Here is an 18,667-nt window from a genome sequence, read left to right as displayed (position 1 = left end):
GCCTATGTCATAGGCAGCGTTCATCTAAGGTATCAGGGGACTATGAATGGTTCAGGCTTCCGGCCTCATGGCAGGCAAACGCGGTCTCATCATGGGCGTTGCCAATAATCGTTCGATCGCGTGGGGCATTGCCAAAGCCATCCACCAGCATGGGGGGGAAGTCGCCTTCACCTACCAGGGCGATGCACTCAAGAAACGCGTTGAGCCGCTCGCCGCCGAGTTGGGCGCCTACATGGCCGGCCATTGCGACGTCGGCGACGAATCGACCATCGACGAGGTTTTCGACAACCTCGAAAAACACTGGGGCAAGATCGACTTCCTGGTGCATGCGATCGGCTTTTCCGACAAGGACGAGCTGACCGGCCGCTATGTCGACACCTCGGCGGACAATTTCGCCAAGACGATGCAGATCTCGGTCTATTCCTTCACGTCGGTCGCAAGGCGGGCGGAAAAGCTGATGACCGACGGCGGCTCGATGCTGACCCTCACCTATTATGGTGCCGAAAAGGTCATGCCGAACTACAACGTCATGGGCGTTGCCAAGGCGGCACTCGAAGCCAGCGTCAAATATCTCGCCGTCGATCTGGGTCCGAAGAACATCCGTGTCAACGCGATCTCGGCCGGGCCGATCAAGACGCTTGCCGCTTCCGGCATCGGCGACTTCCGCTACATCCTCAAATGGAACGAATACAATGCGCCGTTGCGCCGTACCGTCACCATCGAGGAAGTGGGTGATGTCGGCCTCTACATGCTGTCCGACCTGTCGCGCTCCGTCACCGGCGAAACCCATCATGCCGATAGCGGTTACCATGTCGTCGGCATGAAGGCTGTCGATGCGCCGGACATTTCGGTCATCAAGGACTGATGCTGCTCCAGGGACGTCTGCCGTGCTCATCTACATGATCCGCCACGGGCAGACGGACTGGAATGCCGAAGGCCGGCTCCAGGGCCAGCAGGACATTCCGCTCAATGCTCTCGGCCGTTCTCAGGCAACGCGGAACGGCGAGCGGCTGCGCGAGATGATCGGCGCGGCGGACGGGTTCCGCTTCATCGCCAGCCCCCTGTCGCGTACCCGCGAAACCATGGAACGGCTGCGCACCGCCATGGGCCTCGATCCCCTCGCCTACGGAACCGACGAACGGCTGATCGAAGTCTCCTTCGGCGACTGGGAGGGCCATACGCTCGAGGAAATCAGCCATGTTTCTCCGGAGCGATTGAGCGCGCGCGCCGAGCAGAAATGGAGTTTCATCCCGCCGGGGGCGTCTGCGGAGAGCTATGAGATCCTCTGCTGGCGGATCGGCGCCTGGCTGCAATCCCTCGACGGTCCGACCGTCTGCGTCAGCCATGGCGGGGTGATCCGCTCGCTCTTCCGGCTGATCGGCAACCTCGACGAAGACGAGGCCGCCACCGTTCCGACCCCGCAGGATCGCATCCTCGAGGTCGATACTAGCTACAACCGGATACAATGGCTCTGATCTGCGCCAACCCTGCGCATCGGATATTCTAAATTATACTTAGCTAAATCTTCAGCCTTACTGGACGATCTGGAGGTCGTCGACGACGCGGTTGCCGTCGACAACCGTGTAGAAGACCAGCACTTTGACGCCGGCCTTCAAGCCTTCGAAATTGAATTCCTCGGGCACCTTGTAGGTCTTTCCGTCATCCAGCGTGAAGTTGAGCGCCTTCGCGTCCACGGCCTTGATCGTGGCTTCGACATCGGCACTTTGCGCCCAGCTGTTGAGGGGCGAAAAGACGCTGGCCGTGGCAAGCAGAGCAGCAATCAGGATGCGCATGGTCGGAAGCCTTGATGAGGTCGATGATGTCTCGTTTCGACGCACAGATAGCCTGCCGATTGTGGCGAAAATCGCCCGGCAGCATGACATTTTCCGTATAAGTAATGAGCTGATAGTTAACGCTTTTCGAGAACCGAATGCCGCCTTGCGGCAGAGCCAGTCACGCCCGCGAAATTATTCAAAGTATTCGTACAATAAATCGCGCCAAAGTTTGTAGGGTGGGATGAAAGCGTAAATTAACCCCCTCCCCATAGGCTGTTCCGTCATGCCACAGGGGTTAATAAGAAGGTTCGCGCGCGTGAGATTCTGGCCGTCGTCCGGTTCCAAGTCACTGCGCCTGGGGCGCAGCACCAAGACGCCGACGGCAATCGCGTTCGTTATCGCCCTTACGGTGATCTCGACCGGCGTGATCGTCGACCAGCGTTATACCGAGGGTTTTCGCAGCGACCTACGAGCGACGACGGAAAACGTTGCCGGCCTGCTGGCGCGGCGCCTCATTGCACGCGTGGAAACGGACACCACCGCGGCACGCCATCTGGCTCACGCCCTGAGGGAGGACGCCGAGGGCTCGGTTGATGGGTTCAAGCATTACGTCGACAAGGAACTTGGCGAGGCGACGCATTTTGCCGGTGTCGCGGTCGCGCCCAATTTCGAGTTTGCCCGGGTCATCACGCGCGACGGCATTGCCGGCGGTACGCCACGCAAGATCGGCAGGATCGATGTGCCGCGCCTTGCAGACGACCTGAAATCCGTCAGCGGCCGGAACCGTGTATCACTGCTGAGCGGCAGCCAGGAGGGACACCTGACCCTGGTCGTGCCGGTGCCGAAGGAAGAGGACGGCACCGACCTGTGGGGCGCCATCGCCGTGCTGATCGACAAGCAGGGCCTGATGGAAGCTTCCGGCGTCACCTTCTCCCCCGCCACCGCAACGAAACCGAACCTGATCAATCTCGAATGGCTGAATGTCGTCCTGCGGGACGTGGACAGGCCGGAATATTTCGCCTTCTTCGGCAATGATTCCATCGAGGACCAGTCTCCGATGAAATGGACGGTGCCGATCAGCGGTGCCAACTGGACGCTTCTCGCCGCTCCTCGTTCCGGCTGGGACATCGTGCCGCCCAATCAGCTCGGGATCCGCCTCGCCCTGGTGATTGCCGCACTCGCGGTGATCGTGCCGATCTTCATCGCCACCTCGCTGATCTCGGAGCGCAACCGCAATATCGACGCGCTGAAGGCACGTGAACTCAATCTGATCGAGCTGTCGCAACGCTTCAACCTTGCCATGGAAGCCTCCAATATCGGCATCTGGGAGGTGACCGGCAACGGCGACAGTCTCTTCTGGGACAACCGAGCCGCCGGGTTGCACGACAAGCCAGCAGCCAGCGAAGGCAATCGTCTCTACGACTGGCTCGGATCGATCTATCCGCCCGATCGGACCGCCGCGGAGACACATTTCCTCGACTGCGCCTCCAGCAAGATGCCTTGCAGCGAGACCTATCGGGTGCAGTTGCCGGACGGCACACTGCGATACCTGAGGTCGGCGGGTGCGAACTATCGCAATGCCGACGGTACGCTGCGCACCACCGGGATTGTCTGGGACGTCACCGGCGACGTGGTATTGACCCAGACGCTGCGCAACGCCAAGGAAAATACCGACATCAAGAACGCCGAACTGGAGCTGGCGCTCGATGAACTGTCGAACCGCGAGCAGGACCTGGAAGAGCTGTCGACCAAGCTGGACCTCGCGCTCGACTCCTATAACTGCGGCATATGGGAATCGAACCCGGCAACCCGGGTCGATACCTGGGATGCCCGCATGTGCCAGCTGCACGGCATCCCCTTCACCAACGGCTTCGTCCGGGTCGATGACTGGATCGAGCTTATCCATCCTGACGACCGGGAGCTTGCCAAACTCAGCTCCTATCATTTCACGGAGAACTTCCGGCCGGATCCGCTGGTCGTGCGGGTGCCCCAGCCGGACGGCTCGATCCGCTACATCCGCTCCATCGGCAAGATGCACAAGACGCGCGACGGATCCAAAAAGGTGGTGGGCATCGCCTTCGACGTCACCCAGGATGCCATCCTGACCAGGGAACTCAAGGCTGCCAAGGACGAGGCAGACGCGAAGAACGCAGAACTCGAACTCGCCAAAAGCCGGATAGAGCACAATTCCCTGCATGACCCGCTGACACTGCTGGCCAACCGTCGCAAGCTCGACATCGAACTCGACCGGCTGTCGCGCTCCAGCCATACCGAGCGCCAGAAATTCTCGATCCTGCATCTCGATCTCGACCGCTTCAAGCAGATCAACGACACGCTCGGCCATGCGGCGGGCGACGCGATGCTGGTGCACGCCTCGCGCATCCTGTCGCGCAACGTTCGCGGCAGCGATATCGTCGCGCGTATCGGCGGCGACGAATTCGTGATCCTCGCCACCGGCAATTCCAGCACCGAAGAGATAGGCCAGCTCGCCCAGCGCATCATCGCGGAATTTCACCAGCCGATCGATTTCGAAGGTTTCGCCTGCCGCTGCGGCGTATCCATCGGCATCGCCCAGGCAAGCGGCATGAATGTCGATGCGCGCCGCACTCTCGTCAATGCCGATATCGCGCTCTACCGGGCGAAGGGCATGGGCCGCAACCGGTACGAATTCTTCACGCAGAACCTGCAGGCCGAGATCGTCAGCCACAAGCGTACCGCCGACGAGGTGCTGGCCGGCATCGACAACGACGAATTCATTGCGTTCTACCAGCCGCAGTTCGATGCCCGCACCAACCAGCTTACCGGTGTCGAGGCGCTGATCCGCTGGGACCATCCGCATCACGGGATTCTTGCGCCCGACCGGTTCCTGAAGATTGCCGAAGACCTCAATGTGTCCGCCGCGCTCGACCATATCGTGCTCCAGACGGTCTTGAAGGACAAGATGCGCTGGGCAGCGCTCGGCATCCGGATACCGAAGGTTTCCGTCAACGTCTCTTCGAAGCGGCTGCATGACGAGGCGCTGATCGACACGCTGCAGACGCTGGCGATCGTGCCCGGCGAGATCTCATTCGAGCTGGTGGAATCGATCTTCCTCGATGAGAGCGAAGCATCGGCGGCCGGCAATCTCCAGCGGATCAAGGAACTCGGCATCGATATCGAGATCGACGATTTCGGCACCGGCCATACCTCGATCGTCAGCCTTCTGAAGCTGAAGCCGAAGCGGCTGAAGATCGACCGGCAGCTCGTCATGCCGATCCTGACCTCGCCGCAGGAACGCGCGCTGGTGCGCTCGATCATCGACATTGCCCGTTCGCTCGGCGTCGAAACGGTCGCGGAAGGCGTCGAAACCATGCAGCATGCGAGCCTTCTGCGCGAACTCGGCTGCGACCTGCTCCAGGGTTATGCCTTCGCCCGGCCGCTTTCGTTCGACGATTTCACCGCAGCCGCGCATGCGGGCTGGCGCAAGGCCGCAGCCTAGAGCCACCATTGTTCACCAATCGCGCCGCGACTGTTCTGCCAAGAAACACTTGTCGCCCGGCAACCTTTTCCATATGACAACCGCGTCAGAAGTTGGCGGAAGGCCAGCTCCGCCACAGCTGGTCCTGTAACGCCATGTCGCACAACACTTTCGGTCACCTTTTCCGCGTCACCACCTGGGGTGAAAGTCATGGTCCGGCACTCGGCTGCGTGGTCGACGGCTGCCCGCCCGGCATCCGCTTCACGCTTGCGGAGATCCAGGCCTGGATGGACAAGCGCAAGCCCGGCCAGTCGCGGTTCGTGACGCAGCGGCGCGAGGACGACATCGTCAAGGTGCTCTCCGGCGTGATGATGGACGCCGATGGCGAGACGATGATCTCGACCGGCACGCCGATCTCGATGCTGATCGAGAATACCGACCAGCGTTCCAAGGACTACGGCGAGATCGCCCGCCGCTACCGTCCCGGCCATGCGGACTATACCTATGACGTGAAATACGGCATCCGCGACTATCGCGGCGGCGGCCGTTCTTCGGCCCGCGAGACGGCAGCCCGTGTTGCCGCCGGGGCGCTCGCCCGCAGGATCGTGCCCGGCGTGCAAGTCCGCGCCGCGCTGATCCAGATCGGCAAGCACAGGATAGATCGCGCCAACTGGGACTGGGATCAGGTCGGCCAGAACCCGTTCTTCTGCCCGGATGCAGCCATGGTGCCCGTCTGGGAAGACTATCTCGACGGCATCCGCAAGGCCGGTTCCTCGATTGGCGCCGTGGTGGAGGTGATCGCCGAAGGCGTGCCCGCCGGTCTCGGCGCGCCGGTCTATGGCAAGCTCGATCAGGATATCGCCAGCCTTCTGATGTCGATCAACGCCGTCAAGGGCGTCGAGATCGGCGACGGTTTCGGTGTCGCAGAACTTTCCGGCGAGGAAGACGCCGACGAGATGCGCATGGGCAATGACGGCAAGCCGATCTTCCTCTCCAACCATGCAGGCGGCATTCTCGGCGGCATCTCGACCGGCGAGGCGGTGGTCGCCCGCTTCGCGATCAAGCCGACCTCCTCCATTCTCACCGAGCAGCGCTCGATCGACGTCGACGGCAACAATGTCGAAGTCCGTACCAAGGGCCGCCACGACCCCTGCGTCGGCATCCGCGCCGTGCCGATCGGCGAGGCGATGGTTGCATGCGCGATTGCCGATCACTATCTCCGCGACCGGGCCCAGACGGGGCGAAATCTCTAGGAAACAACACCCATGGCCTATGATCAGAAGCGCGTCGTCGACGCCCTCCGCGCATTCGAAGCCGGCGAAATCGTCGTCGTCACCGATGACGACGACCGCGAGAACGAAGGCGATCTGATCGTCGCCGCGGTCCACTGCACGCCTGACAAGATGGCCTTCATCGTGCGCCACACGTCCGGCATCGTCTGCGCGCCGATGCCGCGCGAGGAGGCCAAGCGGCTCAACCTCAATGCCATGGTGGCGGAAAACGACAGCGCCCATACGACCGCCTTCACCGTCACCGTCGATTTCAAGCACGGCACGACGACCGGCATTTCCGCCGAGGACCGGACACTCACCGTCCGCAATCTCGCCAATCCGAATGTCGGCGCGAGCGATTTCGTGCGGCCCGGCCATATCTTCCCGCTGATCGCCCGCGAAGGCGGCGTGCTGATGCGCTCCGGCCATACGGAAGCGGCTGTCGACCTCTGCAGGCTCGCCGGCCTTCCGCCGATCGGTGTCATCTGCGAACTCGTCAATGACGACGGCACCGTAACGCGCGGCCAGCAGGTTACCGACTTTGCCGCCAAGCACGGATTGAAGCAGGTTTCCGTCGCCGACCTGATCGCCTATCGTCAGCGCAAGGAAACGCTGATCGAACTGCAGACGGCGTTTGACGTCGAGACGCCGCACGGCAAGGCGAAGGCGCATGCCTATTCGCTGCCCTGGGACCCGATGCAGCACGTGGCGGTGATCTTCGGAGACATCCGTGACGGTGTCGATATTCCGGTCCGCCTGCATCTCGAAAACGTCACCCGCGACGTGTTCGGCACGCAGCGCTCGGTCGATCGTTACATGGCGAAAATCGAGGAAGAAGGCCGCGGCGTGATCATCTACCTGCGCGAAGGTTCGGTCGGCGTCGGCCAGAAGGACCATGGCCGCAAGCTGCGCCAGGACCAGGAGGGCCATGCCGAAGCCCAGGCCCGCGAGAGCGAATGGCTGGAAATCGGCCTTGGCGCACAGATCCTCAAGGATCTCGGCGTCACCTCGATCAAGCTGCTGACCCGCAGCGAGCGCCACTATGTCGGCCTCGAAGGTTTCGGCATCAAGATCGCCGAAACGGTGATCTGCTGACCGCCCTCAATCCTTAGGGTTGTAAAAGGTTTCGTACCGTTCCATCGTCGCTCGTTGTCGGGCGGCGATTTTTCGTGTACGGATAATAGTTGAAAATCATTTGGGACGAGACGAAACGGCTGGCGAATGTCGAGAAGCACAATCTCGATTTCGCCGATCTTTATTTCGATTTCTTTCTGACTTCGGCCATCGTGCCAGCACGAAATGGCCGGATGAAAGCCATTGGTCGCCTGAAAGGCGGCGTAGTCGCAGCGATCTTCGTGAAACTCGGTTCGGAAGCGCTGTCGGTCATTTCGATGCGTCCCGCCCGAAAGGATGAAAGGAGCCTGATCGAATGAACATCAAGGCCCAGAAACAGAAAGAATTCCAACCCGGTCGTGGTTACACCAAGGAAGACTGGGATGAAGTCTCCGACAATCCTCCCTGGACGGAGGAGGAGTTGAAGAGCGCCCGGCCCTTCAGGGAAGTGTTTCCCGAGATCGCCGCAAAAATGGAACAGGCGATCGCCGCTCGCGGCCGACCGAAGGTCGAGGCGCCGAAGGTGGCCGTCACGCTCAGGCTCGATCCGGACGTGCTCGAAAAATTCAAGGCGTCCGGCAAGGACTGGCGCGCCAAAATGGCGGAGGAACTGCGCAAGGCAGCCGGCCTCTGAGACGGTCTACCGGCCAGCAGCCAGAATCTGCTCGATGAAGCGGTGCGCCTTGAGCGCATCCTCGCCGGTGACCCGCAGAGGCGCGCCGGTTCGAACCGCATCGATGAAATTCCCGATCAGAGCCCGGTGCATCTCGTGGCCGAAGGCCATCGGGTTGGCCCCTGCCCCGCTGCCGGAATTCTGGCCGCCCTCGGTGACGCTGGTGCCGTCCATGAAGGCGGCCTTCAGCGTATCGCCGGTCAGGACTGCCGTACCGTGGGTGCCGAGCAGCTCGATGCGCTCCGGCAGGCCGGGATAGGCGCAGGTGGTGGCGTTCAGCGTGCCGATCGCCCCGTTTTCGAATGCGAAGGTCGCCGTTACCAGGTCTTCGGTCTCCATCGAATGAATCGGGCTGGTGCGGACGAAGGACGAGACGTCTTTCGGGGTACCAGCATAGCTCAGCAGCAGGTCGATCGTGTGGATGCCCTGGGTCAGCAGCACGCCGCCGCCGTCGCGTGCCATCGTGCCGCGGCCTTCGACGTCATAATAACTCTGCGGGCGCCAGTTACGGATCGCAACGGACGCCTCGATCAACTGCCCCAACCGCTCGGACTTGACGATCTCGTCGAGTTTCAGCGCCGCCGCACGAAAACGGTTCTGCAGCACCATGGACAGCAGCACGCCCGCTTGCCTCGCGGCACGGACGATCGCCTCGGAGCGCTCGAACGAGATATCGAGCGGCTTTTCCAGCAGGATATGCTTTTTCGCCGCCGCGCAACGTTCAATCAATTCAAGATGGCTGCTCGGCGGGGTGAGGATCAGCACCGCCTCGATCGTCTTGTCCGCGAAGATCACATCGAGATCGCCAGTCGTCGGGATCGGGTATTGGGCGGCAAACGCTTCACGCCGGGCTGCCGTCTGGCTGAAAGCCGCGACGCATTCGATCCTGTCGGACCAATCGAGCAGGGCGCGAGCATGGTGCCCTGCCGCCATGCCGAGCCCGATCATCGCCACTTTCAGTTTGGTCATATTAACCTCCCGGTACACATAAAATATCGTTTGCGGCGAGCCGCCCCCTCATCCGCCTGCCGGCACCTTCTCCCCGCTGGGGAGAAGAGACATGCCGAGCCGTCACTCCGCCGCCGCCTCCTCCTCTCCCCAACGGGGAGAGGGTGGCCGAGCGGAGCGGAGGCCGGGTGAGGGGGCCGCTTGTTCCGGCGTCCGCCAAGCAAGCCTTAACCCAAAACCTCAAGCGTGCGCATGATGCCGCGCAGTTCCGCCAGACCTTTCAGTCGGCCGATGCAAGAATAGCCGGGATTGACGCGTCTGCCTATGTCATCGACGATCGCGTGGCCGTGGTCGGGTCGCATCGGGATCTGCCAATCCACCCTGCCCTCGGCCTTGCGGCGCTTTTCTTCGGCCATCAGTGCCATCACGACACGCACCATGTCCGTATCCCCGTCCAGGTGCTCGGCCTCGTGGAAGGAACCGTCGCCTTCCTTGGTGACGTTGCGCAGGTGGGCGAAATGAACGTCGCTCGCGAATTCCTTGGCCATGGCGACGAGATCGTTCTCGGGATTGGCGCCGTAGGAGCCGGTGCAGAGCGTGATGCCGTTCGACTGTGACTTGACCGCGGCGAGCAGAGCGCGGGCATCGGAAGCCTTGCAGACGACGCGCGGCAGGCCGAACAGCGCGAACGGCGGATCGTCCGGATGGATCGCCATTTTCACGCCCGCCTCTTCGGCAACCGGGATGATCTCATCTAAGAACGTGAAGAGGTTTTCGCGGAAACCGGTCTCCGAAAGTTCCTTGTAGATGTCCAGCATACGGTTGAGGCTCTGCCGGTCATAGACGAATTCGCGGGCCGGCACCCATTCGATCAGGTTCCGTTCCAGCCGGGCGAGATCGCTCTCGCTTGCGGTCTTCAGCCAGGCTTGAGCCTTGGCGACGCGGTCGGCGGGATGATCGGCCTCGGCACTTGGGCGTTTCAGGATGAAGACGTCGTAGGCGCAGAATTCGACGATATCGAACCGCAGCGCCGTGCCGCCATGCGGCATCTCGTATTCCAGATCCGTGCGCGTCCAGTCGGTGATCGCCATGAAATTATAGCAGACCGTCTTGATGCCGGCCTTGGCGACGGCGCGGATCGAGGCCTTGTAGTTGTCGATCAGCTCGCGGTAACGGCCGGTGCGGGTCTTGATATCCTCGTGGACGATAATGCTTTCCACTACCGACCAGGTGAGCCCCGCCTCCTCGATGATCGCCTTGCGCCTGGCGATCTCGCCGTCGGGCCAGATGCGGCCGTCGTTGAGGTGATGCAGCGCGCTGACGATGCCCGTCGCGCCGGCCTGTTTCACATGCGAAAGCTTGACCGTGTCGTCCGGCCCGAACCAGCGCCAAGTCTGTTCCGTTGTCGTCCTGCCTTATGCTTGTCAGCCGAGCCGCATACCGGTGGCGGCATCGAAGATGTGGCTGTTGGTGGGCGCGAGCGCCAGATTGAGCACCTCGCCGGTCTTGATGAAAAGCCGCTCGCGCAGCTGCGCCGAGAATTTCTGGCCGTCGACGGTGCCCTGCACGAAGGTCTCCGAACCGGTCGGCTCGATATTCATCACGGTCATCGGAATGCCCTCGTTCCCGGAGGCGATGGCGAGATGTTCGGGGCGGATGCCGTAGGTGACAGCGGTTGCAGGGAGAGCGGAAGCCTCCGGTCCAAGCGGCAGGCGAACGCCGTTTTCAGTCAGCACGGACTTACGGTCATCAGCCACCTTGCCGGACAGGAAATTCATCGAGGGTGAGCCGATGAAGCTGGCAACGAAGGTATTGACCGGCTTGTCGTAGAGCTCCAGCGGCGCGCCGACCTGCTCGACGATGCCGTCCCTCATGACCACGATCCGGTCGGCCATGGTCATCGCCTCGATCTGGTCGTGGGTGACGTAGACGGTGGTGGTCTTGATGCGGGCGTGGATGTCCTTGAGTTCTGCACGCATCTGCACGCGCAGCTTGGCGTCGAGGTTGGAGAGCGGCTCGTCGAACAAGAAGACCTTGGGGTTACGGACGATGGCGCGGCCCATGGCGACGCGCTGGCGCTGACCGCCTGAGAGTTGCTTCGGGTAACGCTTGAGGTAATCGGTAAGTCCGAGGATACGCGCGGCATCGTTGACCCGCTCGGCGATCTCCTCCTTGGATTTCTTCGCCAGCCGCAGCGAGAAGCCCATGTTCTCGGCAATCGTCATATGCGGGTAGAGCGCATAGTTCTGAAAAACCATGGCGATATCGCGGTTCTTCGGCTCGACCTCGTTGATGACGCGACCGTCGATGCGGATCGTGCCGCCCGAGATGTCTTCGAGCCCGGCGATCATCCGCAACAGCGTGGACTTGCCGCAGCCGGAGGGGCCGACAAGGACGACGAAGGCGCCATCCGGCACATCGACCGACACGCCCTTGATGGTCTCGAAGTCGCCATAGGCCTTGCGGACGTTCTGGATTTCAACGGAAGCCATGTACTTATCCTGAAACTGTTCGGGTTCGGGGCTTCAGCCGATCTGCGGCGCGGATGGCTGCGAGCAGGCTGAGGCCGGTGTGGTAGCCCGGATCGAGGTCCGGCGTGGCGGGCACGAAATCGACGGGGCCGTCCTTGGTCATCGTCTGGTAGGCGATCGGCGGGGTGCCGCGCCAATAGCGCTCGAAGAACGCGGCGTGGGCGGCCTTCCAGACATCAAGGCTCTCGGCACTGCCGGTGCGTTCATGAACGAGGGCGGCGGAACGGATGGTTTCCGGCAGCGACCACCAGGGACAATAGGGGCTTTGCGCCTCGCCGGTCTTAATGGACACCGTGAGCGTGATGCCCGGCCCCACGAAGTCCTTGCGGAAGGACGAGACGAGGATGCGTTCCAGCGTCTCGATCAGCGCCGGATCGGCGGTGTCGTCGAGATAGTCGAGCGCGAAGCCGACGAACTCGATTCCGTGGCCGACATTGCATAGATCCTCGCCCGGCACGTTGCGCAACAAGCCGGTCGCGGCATCGTAATGCCTGTCGATGACGTGGGCGATGAAACGGTCGGCAAAGGCGAGATGCGCCGTGTGGCCGGCACGCTTCAGCATACCGGCAGCACCGAGCAGGATCATCCGCGGGCCGAAATCATCGGGCTGGACGGCAAGGCTGTGGAGCGAGAGCGGCCGGCGTTCGTCCATCTGGAAGCGGCCGGTTTCAACGGCGGTGATCACACGGTCGAAATAAGCGAGGTGACCGGCGATATCCGGCAGGCCATATCGGCTTGCGGCTGCCACCAGCCCCTTGGCCACGAAGGCGTCCGAATAGGTGTAGATCAGCGCCGGTTTTTCCTGAGCGTGGAGCACGTCGGACTGATCCGCATAGACGGCCTGCAGGTCGCGATCGTAGCAGAAATAGGCGTGACCATCCGGCTTGCGCAGGGCAGCCAGAAGCTCGTAGAGGCGGCGGCCGGCGGTATCGAGCTTTTTCGCGAGCGGCGGCAACTCATCGTCAAAGAACTCCGCATGTCCGACCAAGGCTTCCAGCCCTCGCCCCTGGATCCAGCCGTAGGTGTAATCCGGGCCACGGATGCCATCCTCCGAACTGTAATCCTTCAGCGTCAGGCTGTTCTGCTTGGTGTTCAGAAATCCGCCGAGCATCGGCCGCTGCAGCATCCAGTAGAGCGTGCCGGCATTAGCCGCGGCATAGGTGATGCGGGTCTCCTCGAAGAAATCCATCGTCATCGTCACTCCTTGAGCCCGGTGCTGGCAACGCCCTGCACGAAGTTGCGGCGCAGAATGACGAAGAGCAGGATCGATGGAATGAGGACCGTGGCGGAGGCGGCGCTGAGGCGGCCGAGATCGACCGTGAACCCGGTCTGGAACAGCGCCAGCCCGACCTCGATCGTATAGCTGGTGCGGGTCGTGGTGACGATCATCGGCCAGGCGAAGGCGGTCCAGGCCTGGAAGAAGGCGAGCACCGCGAGTGCGCCGAGCGCACCGCGCAAAAGCGGCAGCACGATATGCAGGAAAATCCAGAATTCGCCGGCGCCGTCGATGCGGGCTGCTTCCAGCAGTTCGTCGGGGATCGAGTGGATGACGTTCTGGCGGATCAGGAAGATGCCGAAGCTCATCACCAGATAACCGAGCAGCAGGCCCCAGACGGAGTTGAGGATGCCGAGGCTTTTCGCCTGAAAATAGAGCGGGATCATGTAGACCTCGAACGGCACGATGGCGGTTGCGAGGAACAGCGCGAAGAGGATGTTCAGCGTCCGGAAGCGGAATTTTCCGAAGATGTAGCCGGCGATCGCCGAGGTGGCGACGATGGCGATCGTCGACATCACCGCAAAGGCGATGCTGTTGGCGATCCAGCGCAAGAGCGGCGTTTCGCCGAGCACGGCGGAGAAATTGGCGATGGTCGGGTCGCGCGGGATGATGGTCGGCGGCCAGCTGAGCATTTCGGCCGGCGTCTTGAAGGCGTTGGCGACCAGGAACACCAGCGGCAGCAGCATCAGGATCGAGACGACGATCAGGAAGACGTCGATCGCGAAGTTCATCACCCGCTTCTTGCGGCGCAGACGCACACCCTCGGACAGTTCTTCGGTGGTGGGCTCGATATAGTTCACGGGATTGGTGGTCATGCCTTGCCCCTTTCCCGCAGCGTCGAGAACTGGATGAGCGTCAGCCCCAGCACGATGACCAGAAGCACGACGGCTTCGGATGCCGCGTAACCGACGCGGTAATTGCGAAAGCTGTTTTCCAGCATGTCGAGAACCAGCACCCGCACCTGCCGTCCGGGCGCCCCTTGCGCATCGGACGCGAGCACGAAGGCCTGGGCGTAGACGTTGAAACCGGAAACCAGCGTCACGACCGAGACATAGAGCGTGATCGGTTTCAGCATCGGGATCGACAGGTACCAGAAGCTCTGCGGGCCGGAGGCGCCGTCGAGCTTCGCCGCTTCATAAAGCGAGACCGGCAGGTTCTTGAAGCCGACAATATAGATCAGCACCGCATATCCCAGCGCCTGCCAGGAGCAGAGCACGATGATGCAGATGACCGACAGGACCGGATCGAACAGCCAGGATTGCGCCGGGATGCCGAAGAAGGTCAAAAGCGCGTTGAGCGGACCGAGGCGGGCATCAAAAATCCATTTCCAGGCCACGGCGGCGGGAACCAGCGACACGACATGCGGAATGAAGATCGCGGTCTCGTAAAAACCGGCCATCCGCGAGCGGGTGCGGTGGAAGATCAGCGCGGCGATGACCAGCGCCATCGGAATGGTCAGGATCAAGACGCCGAAGGCGATGATCGTGGTATTGACCAGCGCATCGATGAACAGGTGGTCGCCCATCAGCTCGCGGAAATTCGCGAGGCCGACGAAGGGCTTGTTCTTCGACAGGATGTCCCATTTGAAAAGGCTGAGCCTCAGCGTATCGGCGATCGGATAAAGCCGGACATAGGCGAAGATCGCCAGGGTCGGCAAAATTGCAAGGATCGCAAAAATCCATCTTTTGCGCTTCAGCATATGAATGGCCTGTAGACAGCAGGGTTCGGCCGCGGCGCGGGTCGGACCCAAGATCCCCGTTTAAGTGCCCGGAGCAATGATGCCCCGGGCCCATGCGATTGGCGAGTGGTGCCGGCGATTATTTCGCGCCCAAGCCTTCGCGGGTGAGGATGGTGTTCACTTCGTCGCTGGCCTTCTTGAGGAAGGCGTCGATCTTGGCATCGTCGCCGGCCATGGACGCGTCGCCGAAGGCGACGACGAGCTGCGCGGCAACGCGGGTCAGGATCTCCTCGATCGGGCCGATCGACGGCAGCGTGAAGAACTCGTAGCCCTTCGGATAATCGACGAAGGCGGCGAACGCCGGCTGCTTGGAGGTGACGGCCGAATAGTCGACGCCCGAACGATTCGGCAGCCAGCCGACGTTCTGGAGCAGCCAGACGAGGTTTTCCGGCGAGTTGGCCGCCTTGGCGAATTCCCAGCCGGCCTTGGCATCGGCACCCTTGCCGGCGACGTAGAGGTTGGTGGGCAGCGCGATCGAACCCTTCGGCAGCGGCGCGGTGGCGTATTTCAGATCCGGCGCTTTCTTGGCGATATCGCCGATCACCCAGGATTCGCGGATGAACATCGCGGTCTGGCCGCGCTCGAAGGCATCGGCGTCAGCCGGCATCTCTGGGGAGACCGTCTTGGTGGTGAAGATGTTGGTGAGATATTGCTTCAGCGCCTTGCGGCCCGCTTCATTGGCGAAATTGGGCTTCCACTTGCCGTCGCCGGCGGGGACGAGGATCGCGCCGCCATATTGATGCATGTTGATCCAGAATTTCTCGGCAATGCCCTGGCCGCCGCCCGAGAGGCGCATGCTCCAGCCGGAGACGGTGGCCTTGCCGGATGCGTCGCGCTTGGTCAGCTTCTCGGCATAGGCGGAATAGTCCTCCATGGTCTTCGGCGGAGCGGTCAGGCCGGCCGCCTTGAACATGTCGGTGTTGTAGTAGAGGGCACCCTGGCCGCGGAAGAGCGGCACGCCGTAAATCTTGCCGCCCTTGCCTGCCGTATCGCTAAAGAACTTGTCGAAGTTCTTCGGATCCTTCACGAAGGTCGAGATATCGGCCGGGGCTTCCGGAAGAAGATCGTTTTCAAGGTAGCGGGTAGCGGTCGAACCGGAGAGCTCGATGACCGTCGTGCCGTCCTGGCCGCCGGTGAGGCCAAGCGCGACGCGCTTTTCATGCTCGCGAAGGGCGATCGCCTCGACCTTCACCTCGAGTTTCGGATAGGCGGCCTTCATGCTCTGCGCGACATGTTCGTAGAACGGCGCCATTTCCGGATAACCGCTCCAGACCGTCAGCGTTTCGGCCGAAACGGCGGACGCGCCCGAGAGAAGGGCTGCGCCGAATGCCGCGCTCATAAGCAGCGCGCGGGTCGAAATCCTCGTCTTTGCTGATCTGTTTTTCATGTCCCTGTTCCCTTGTTGTTGTTAACAAAAAGCTCTCATGCAACCGGTTGCGTGTCAAGCGTCGGATCGTTCCCGGCGGTCCCTTGGCTCATGCGGCCCCGCTTCCGCTGGAGGTCTCGTTGGCGAGCCGGATGGCGCAAGCCGCAAGCGTTTCCGCCGAGCCCGGCGCGAAGGTCGCCGCAAGGCCGTAGTAGCGATGCGCCTCGTCGACCTCGTAGCCGCCGAACCGGAACTCGCCGGCCGGCGGGATGTAGCCCGGATTGTCGTCGGCAAAGCCGATGACGAAGGCTGGCTTGTCCAGACCAAGTGCAGCCCGGATTGTCAGCGCCGTCTCCGCAAAGATCTCACCCGGCAGCGCGACGATCGGCACGCCGCCCCAATCGAGCACGGTCACCCGCGCGGCAAGCGGCTCGGGTTGGGTGGGCGCTATGTCGCGCGCCCAATCCGCCCAATAGCCGAGCAGGCTTTTGCGGGCGGGTTCGGCGTTCAGGGCCTCGTCCCGCCAGCGTTTTTCGAGGGTTTCCGGCGGTTCGGTCTCGCGGCGCTCGAAAGCGAGGCTGACGATCGCGTTGCGGGCGCCGACGGCGTCCGAAACCGGCTGTTCCGCAGCGCCAAGCGCCGCCTCGGCAATCTTGCGGCCGATCCGTTCGGCGGCAGCAAAGCTGCGATCCGGGTTCGCGGCAAGCGAGATCGAGGCATGCGCCGAGTGGCCGGTATTGGCGTCGCCGACGCAGCCGGTCATGAACAGGGCGACCGCGCCGGGATGAGCTTCTTCCAGCGCATGGCGAACGAAATGGGGATAATCGGCCGTCCAGAGGAGATTGTCGGCCGCCAGCACGACCGGATGGCACGCATAGGCGGTGACGACGGCGATCATGTTGCCATCCGCAGCGCGGATGCGAAGATGTGGCAGGGAAGTGTCCACGGGTCCGCCGGGATGGCGCCGATTGCGCGCAATCCCCGGATCACTTCCCTGCCCCACAGTGATGGTTGCCGGCCGGCGCGCCGTGGCGGCCTTGTCGATGGCGGCGATACAGGCATCTTCCAATCGCTCCAGATAGGCCGGATCAGCGGCGATGCTGAGCCGTCCGGCCATGGAAACCGGACCACCGTGATTGTGGAGTGCTGCGACCACGACGTTTTCTGCCGGCAGGACGCAGCGCCTGCGGATCCGGGCGCTCGTCGCGGCATCGATGCCGATGACATCGGCGACAACGATGGCGGTATCGCCGACCACCACGGCACGCGCCGTCAGGGCGTCATGGGCGCCCCTGGCCGACAGCGTGCGGGCCGCAAAGCCGGACATCGCAAGGCCGGGCGGCGGGGTGATATCGACGATGGCAACTCCGGCCCGGATCATGCGCAGGACGCCTTTTCGCCGTGGACCCAGGTTTCGCGGATAGACAACTCTCGCTCGCCTTCCGACCATTCGAAACGAATGAGATCGGCCCGCGCGCCGACTTCCAGCCGCCCCCGTCCACCGACGAAACGGCCCGGATTTACGGTCGCGAGGAGAAGCGTATCGGCAAGTGGAAGGCCTGCCATCTGCGACGCGATCGCGACATTGGCCGACAGCGGCAGGCTGGCGCCGGCGAGATAGGGCGTGCCGGCGACGCTGATGCGGCCTTCGGCAGACACTTCGACACGGCCGCCAACCGGCTGGTCGTAGATGCCCGGGGGCATGCCGGCGAGCGCCACCATGTCGGACACGAGGATCGCCCGATCCAGGCCCTTGGCGCGCAGCATCGCCTTGAACGTGTCGGCCGGCAGGTGCCAGCCGTCGGCGATGAAGCTCGCCGTCAGCCGGTCGTCGGCAAGTTGCGCCCAAATGAAATTCGGATGGCGCGGCAACATGGCGGCGGCGCCGTTGCCGAGATGGGTGGAGAGGACAGCACCCGCCTCCACCGCCGCATGGATCTGCTCCGGCGTCGCGGCTGTGTGGCCGAGCGCCACGTGGACGCCTCTGGCCGTAAGAGCGCGGACGTAATCGACGCTGCCCTCATGTTCCGGCGCAAGCGTCACCATTGAGACCAGATTGCCGGACGCCTGCTGCCAACGGTCGAACTCTTCGATCGACGGCGGGCGGACATGCGCCAGCGGATGCGCGCCGCGCGGGCCGTCCTCGTCCGAAATCGACGGGCCTTCGACATGGATGCCCGGGACCATTTCGGCGATCAGCCGGTGGCCGGCGCGGATTTTTGCGATATCGGCGAGGGCCTGAAGGAGGGACGTCTCGGGCGCCGTGATAAGGGTCGGCAGCCAGGTTGTGACGCCGTCGCTTAGCAATTCCTCGCAGAGCGAGAGGAGGATGTTGGGAGTGACTTCGCCACTGTTCAGATCGAAGCCGCAATAACCGTTGACCTGCAGGTCGATCAGCCCGGCGGAGAGGTAACGCGGGCTGGTATTTTCCGCCGGGCGGATGGCGGCAATCCTGCCGTCGGCGACTTCGATCGCAAAACCTTTGCCGGTGCGGGGATCGATACCGTCGACGACCATGG

Annotated in this window: 16 protein-coding genes and 1 pseudogene; 7 read left to right on the top strand and 10 right to left on the bottom strand. The window is 62.6% G+C overall.

Features of this window, described 5'->3' with window-relative positions:
* The first annotated feature begins 46 nt into the window (after window positions 1-46).
* Window positions 47-865, top strand: a complete 819-nt coding sequence (fabI, locus tag C5J22_RS16545) for an enoyl-ACP reductase FabI (protein ID WP_046631120.1) — start codon at window positions 47-49, stop codon at window positions 863-865.
* 22 nt (window positions 866-887) lie between these two features.
* Window positions 888-1,475 carry a histidine phosphatase family protein gene (locus C5J22_RS16540; protein ID WP_105439095.1) on the top strand — a complete coding sequence of 196 codons (588 nt, stop codon included), beginning with the start codon at window positions 888-890 and terminating at the stop codon, window positions 1,473-1,475.
* Window positions 1,476-1,532: 57 nt separating this feature from the next.
* Here the strand turns inward: C5J22_RS16540 and C5J22_RS16535 are convergent, their stop codons facing one another.
* A complete protein-coding gene (locus C5J22_RS16535; protein WP_037084286.1) occupies window positions 1,533-1,793 on the bottom strand; it encodes a DUF1344 domain-containing protein in 261 nt (86 codons plus the stop codon).
* Window positions 1,794-2,091: 298 nt separating this feature from the next.
* Between C5J22_RS16535 and C5J22_RS16530 the strand changes: the two genes are divergently transcribed.
* The 5 genes from C5J22_RS16530 (at window position 2,092) to C5J22_RS16510 (ending at window position 8,250) form a co-directional block, all read left to right on the top strand.
* Window positions 2,092-5,253 carry an EAL domain-containing protein gene (locus C5J22_RS16530; protein WP_245440410.1) on the top strand — a complete coding sequence of 1,054 codons (3,162 nt, stop codon included), beginning with the start codon at window positions 2,092-2,094 and terminating at the stop codon, window positions 5,251-5,253.
* Window positions 5,254-5,387: 134 nt separating this feature from the next.
* On the top strand, window positions 5,388-6,485 hold the full coding sequence (aroC, locus tag C5J22_RS16525) for a chorismate synthase (protein WP_046664542.1): 1,098 nt from the start codon (window positions 5,388-5,390) through the stop codon (window positions 6,483-6,485).
* Window positions 6,486-6,497: 12 nt separating this feature from the next.
* Complete coding sequence (ribB, locus tag C5J22_RS16520) at window positions 6,498-7,598, top strand: 3,4-dihydroxy-2-butanone-4-phosphate synthase (protein ID WP_105439093.1); 1,101 nt, start codon at window positions 6,498-6,500, stop codon at window positions 7,596-7,598.
* Window positions 7,599-7,687: 89 nt separating this feature from the next.
* On the top strand, window positions 7,688-7,936 hold the full coding sequence (locus C5J22_RS16515) for a BrnT family toxin (protein ID WP_105439092.1): 249 nt from the start codon (window positions 7,688-7,690) through the stop codon (window positions 7,934-7,936).
* A complete protein-coding gene (locus C5J22_RS16510) occupies window positions 7,933-8,250 on the top strand; it encodes a BrnA antitoxin family protein (RefSeq protein ID WP_105401988.1) in 318 nt (105 codons plus the stop codon). Before C5J22_RS16515 ends, C5J22_RS16510 begins: the two co-directional genes overlap by 4 nt.
* A 6-nt stretch (window positions 8,251-8,256) precedes the next feature.
* Here the strand turns inward: C5J22_RS16510 and C5J22_RS16505 are convergent, their stop codons facing one another.
* From C5J22_RS16505 to C5J22_RS16465, 9 genes and pseudogenes are all read right to left on the bottom strand, one after another.
* Window positions 8,257-9,258, bottom strand: a complete 1,002-nt coding sequence (locus tag C5J22_RS16505; protein WP_105439091.1) for a Gfo/Idh/MocA family protein — start codon at window positions 9,256-9,258, stop codon at window positions 8,257-8,259.
* Between the two features lie 206 nt (window positions 9,259-9,464).
* Window positions 9,465-10,637, bottom strand: a pseudogene (gene uxuA / locus C5J22_RS16500) (mannonate dehydratase); the annotation flags it as partial.
* Between the two features lie 24 nt (window positions 10,638-10,661).
* Window positions 10,662-11,729 carry an ABC transporter ATP-binding protein gene (locus C5J22_RS16495; protein WP_105439090.1) on the bottom strand — a complete coding sequence of 356 codons (1,068 nt, stop codon included), beginning with the start codon at window positions 11,727-11,729 and terminating at the stop codon, window positions 10,662-10,664.
* A 4-nt stretch (window positions 11,730-11,733) separates the two neighbouring features.
* Complete coding sequence (locus C5J22_RS16490; protein WP_245440406.1) at window positions 11,734-12,963, bottom strand: hypothetical protein; 1,230 nt, start codon at window positions 12,961-12,963, stop codon at window positions 11,734-11,736.
* A gap of 2 nt (window positions 12,964-12,965) precedes the next feature.
* On the bottom strand, window positions 12,966-13,859 hold the full coding sequence (locus C5J22_RS16485; RefSeq protein WP_205837032.1) for a carbohydrate ABC transporter permease: 894 nt from the start codon (window positions 13,857-13,859) through the stop codon (window positions 12,966-12,968).
* A complete protein-coding gene (locus tag C5J22_RS16480) occupies window positions 13,856-14,743 on the bottom strand; it encodes a carbohydrate ABC transporter permease (RefSeq protein WP_105439089.1) in 888 nt (295 codons plus the stop codon). The genes C5J22_RS16485 and C5J22_RS16480 overlap by 4 nt, the downstream gene beginning before the upstream one ends.
* 118 nt (window positions 14,744-14,861) lie before the next feature.
* On the bottom strand, window positions 14,862-16,169 hold the full coding sequence (locus C5J22_RS16475) for an ABC transporter substrate-binding protein (RefSeq protein WP_105439088.1): 1,308 nt from the start codon (window positions 16,167-16,169) through the stop codon (window positions 14,862-14,864).
* Window positions 16,170-16,257: 88 nt separating this feature from the next.
* Complete coding sequence (locus C5J22_RS16470; protein ID WP_105439087.1) at window positions 16,258-17,529, bottom strand: neutral/alkaline non-lysosomal ceramidase N-terminal domain-containing protein; 1,272 nt, start codon at window positions 17,527-17,529, stop codon at window positions 16,258-16,260.
* A complete protein-coding gene (locus C5J22_RS16465) occupies window positions 17,526-18,665 on the bottom strand; it encodes an N-acetylglucosamine-6-phosphate deacetylase (protein ID WP_105439086.1) in 1,140 nt (379 codons plus the stop codon). Before C5J22_RS16465 ends, C5J22_RS16470 begins: the two co-directional genes overlap by 4 nt.
* Window positions 18,666-18,667: the final 2 nt, after the last annotated feature.

The sequence above is a fragment of the Neorhizobium sp. T25_13 genome (assembly GCF_002968675.1).
Taxonomy (GTDB): domain Bacteria; phylum Pseudomonadota; class Alphaproteobacteria; order Rhizobiales; family Rhizobiaceae; genus Neorhizobium; species Neorhizobium tomejilense.
The sequence above is the reverse complement of the archived record's forward strand: the minus strand, read 5'-3'. Positions and strand labels throughout refer to the sequence as shown.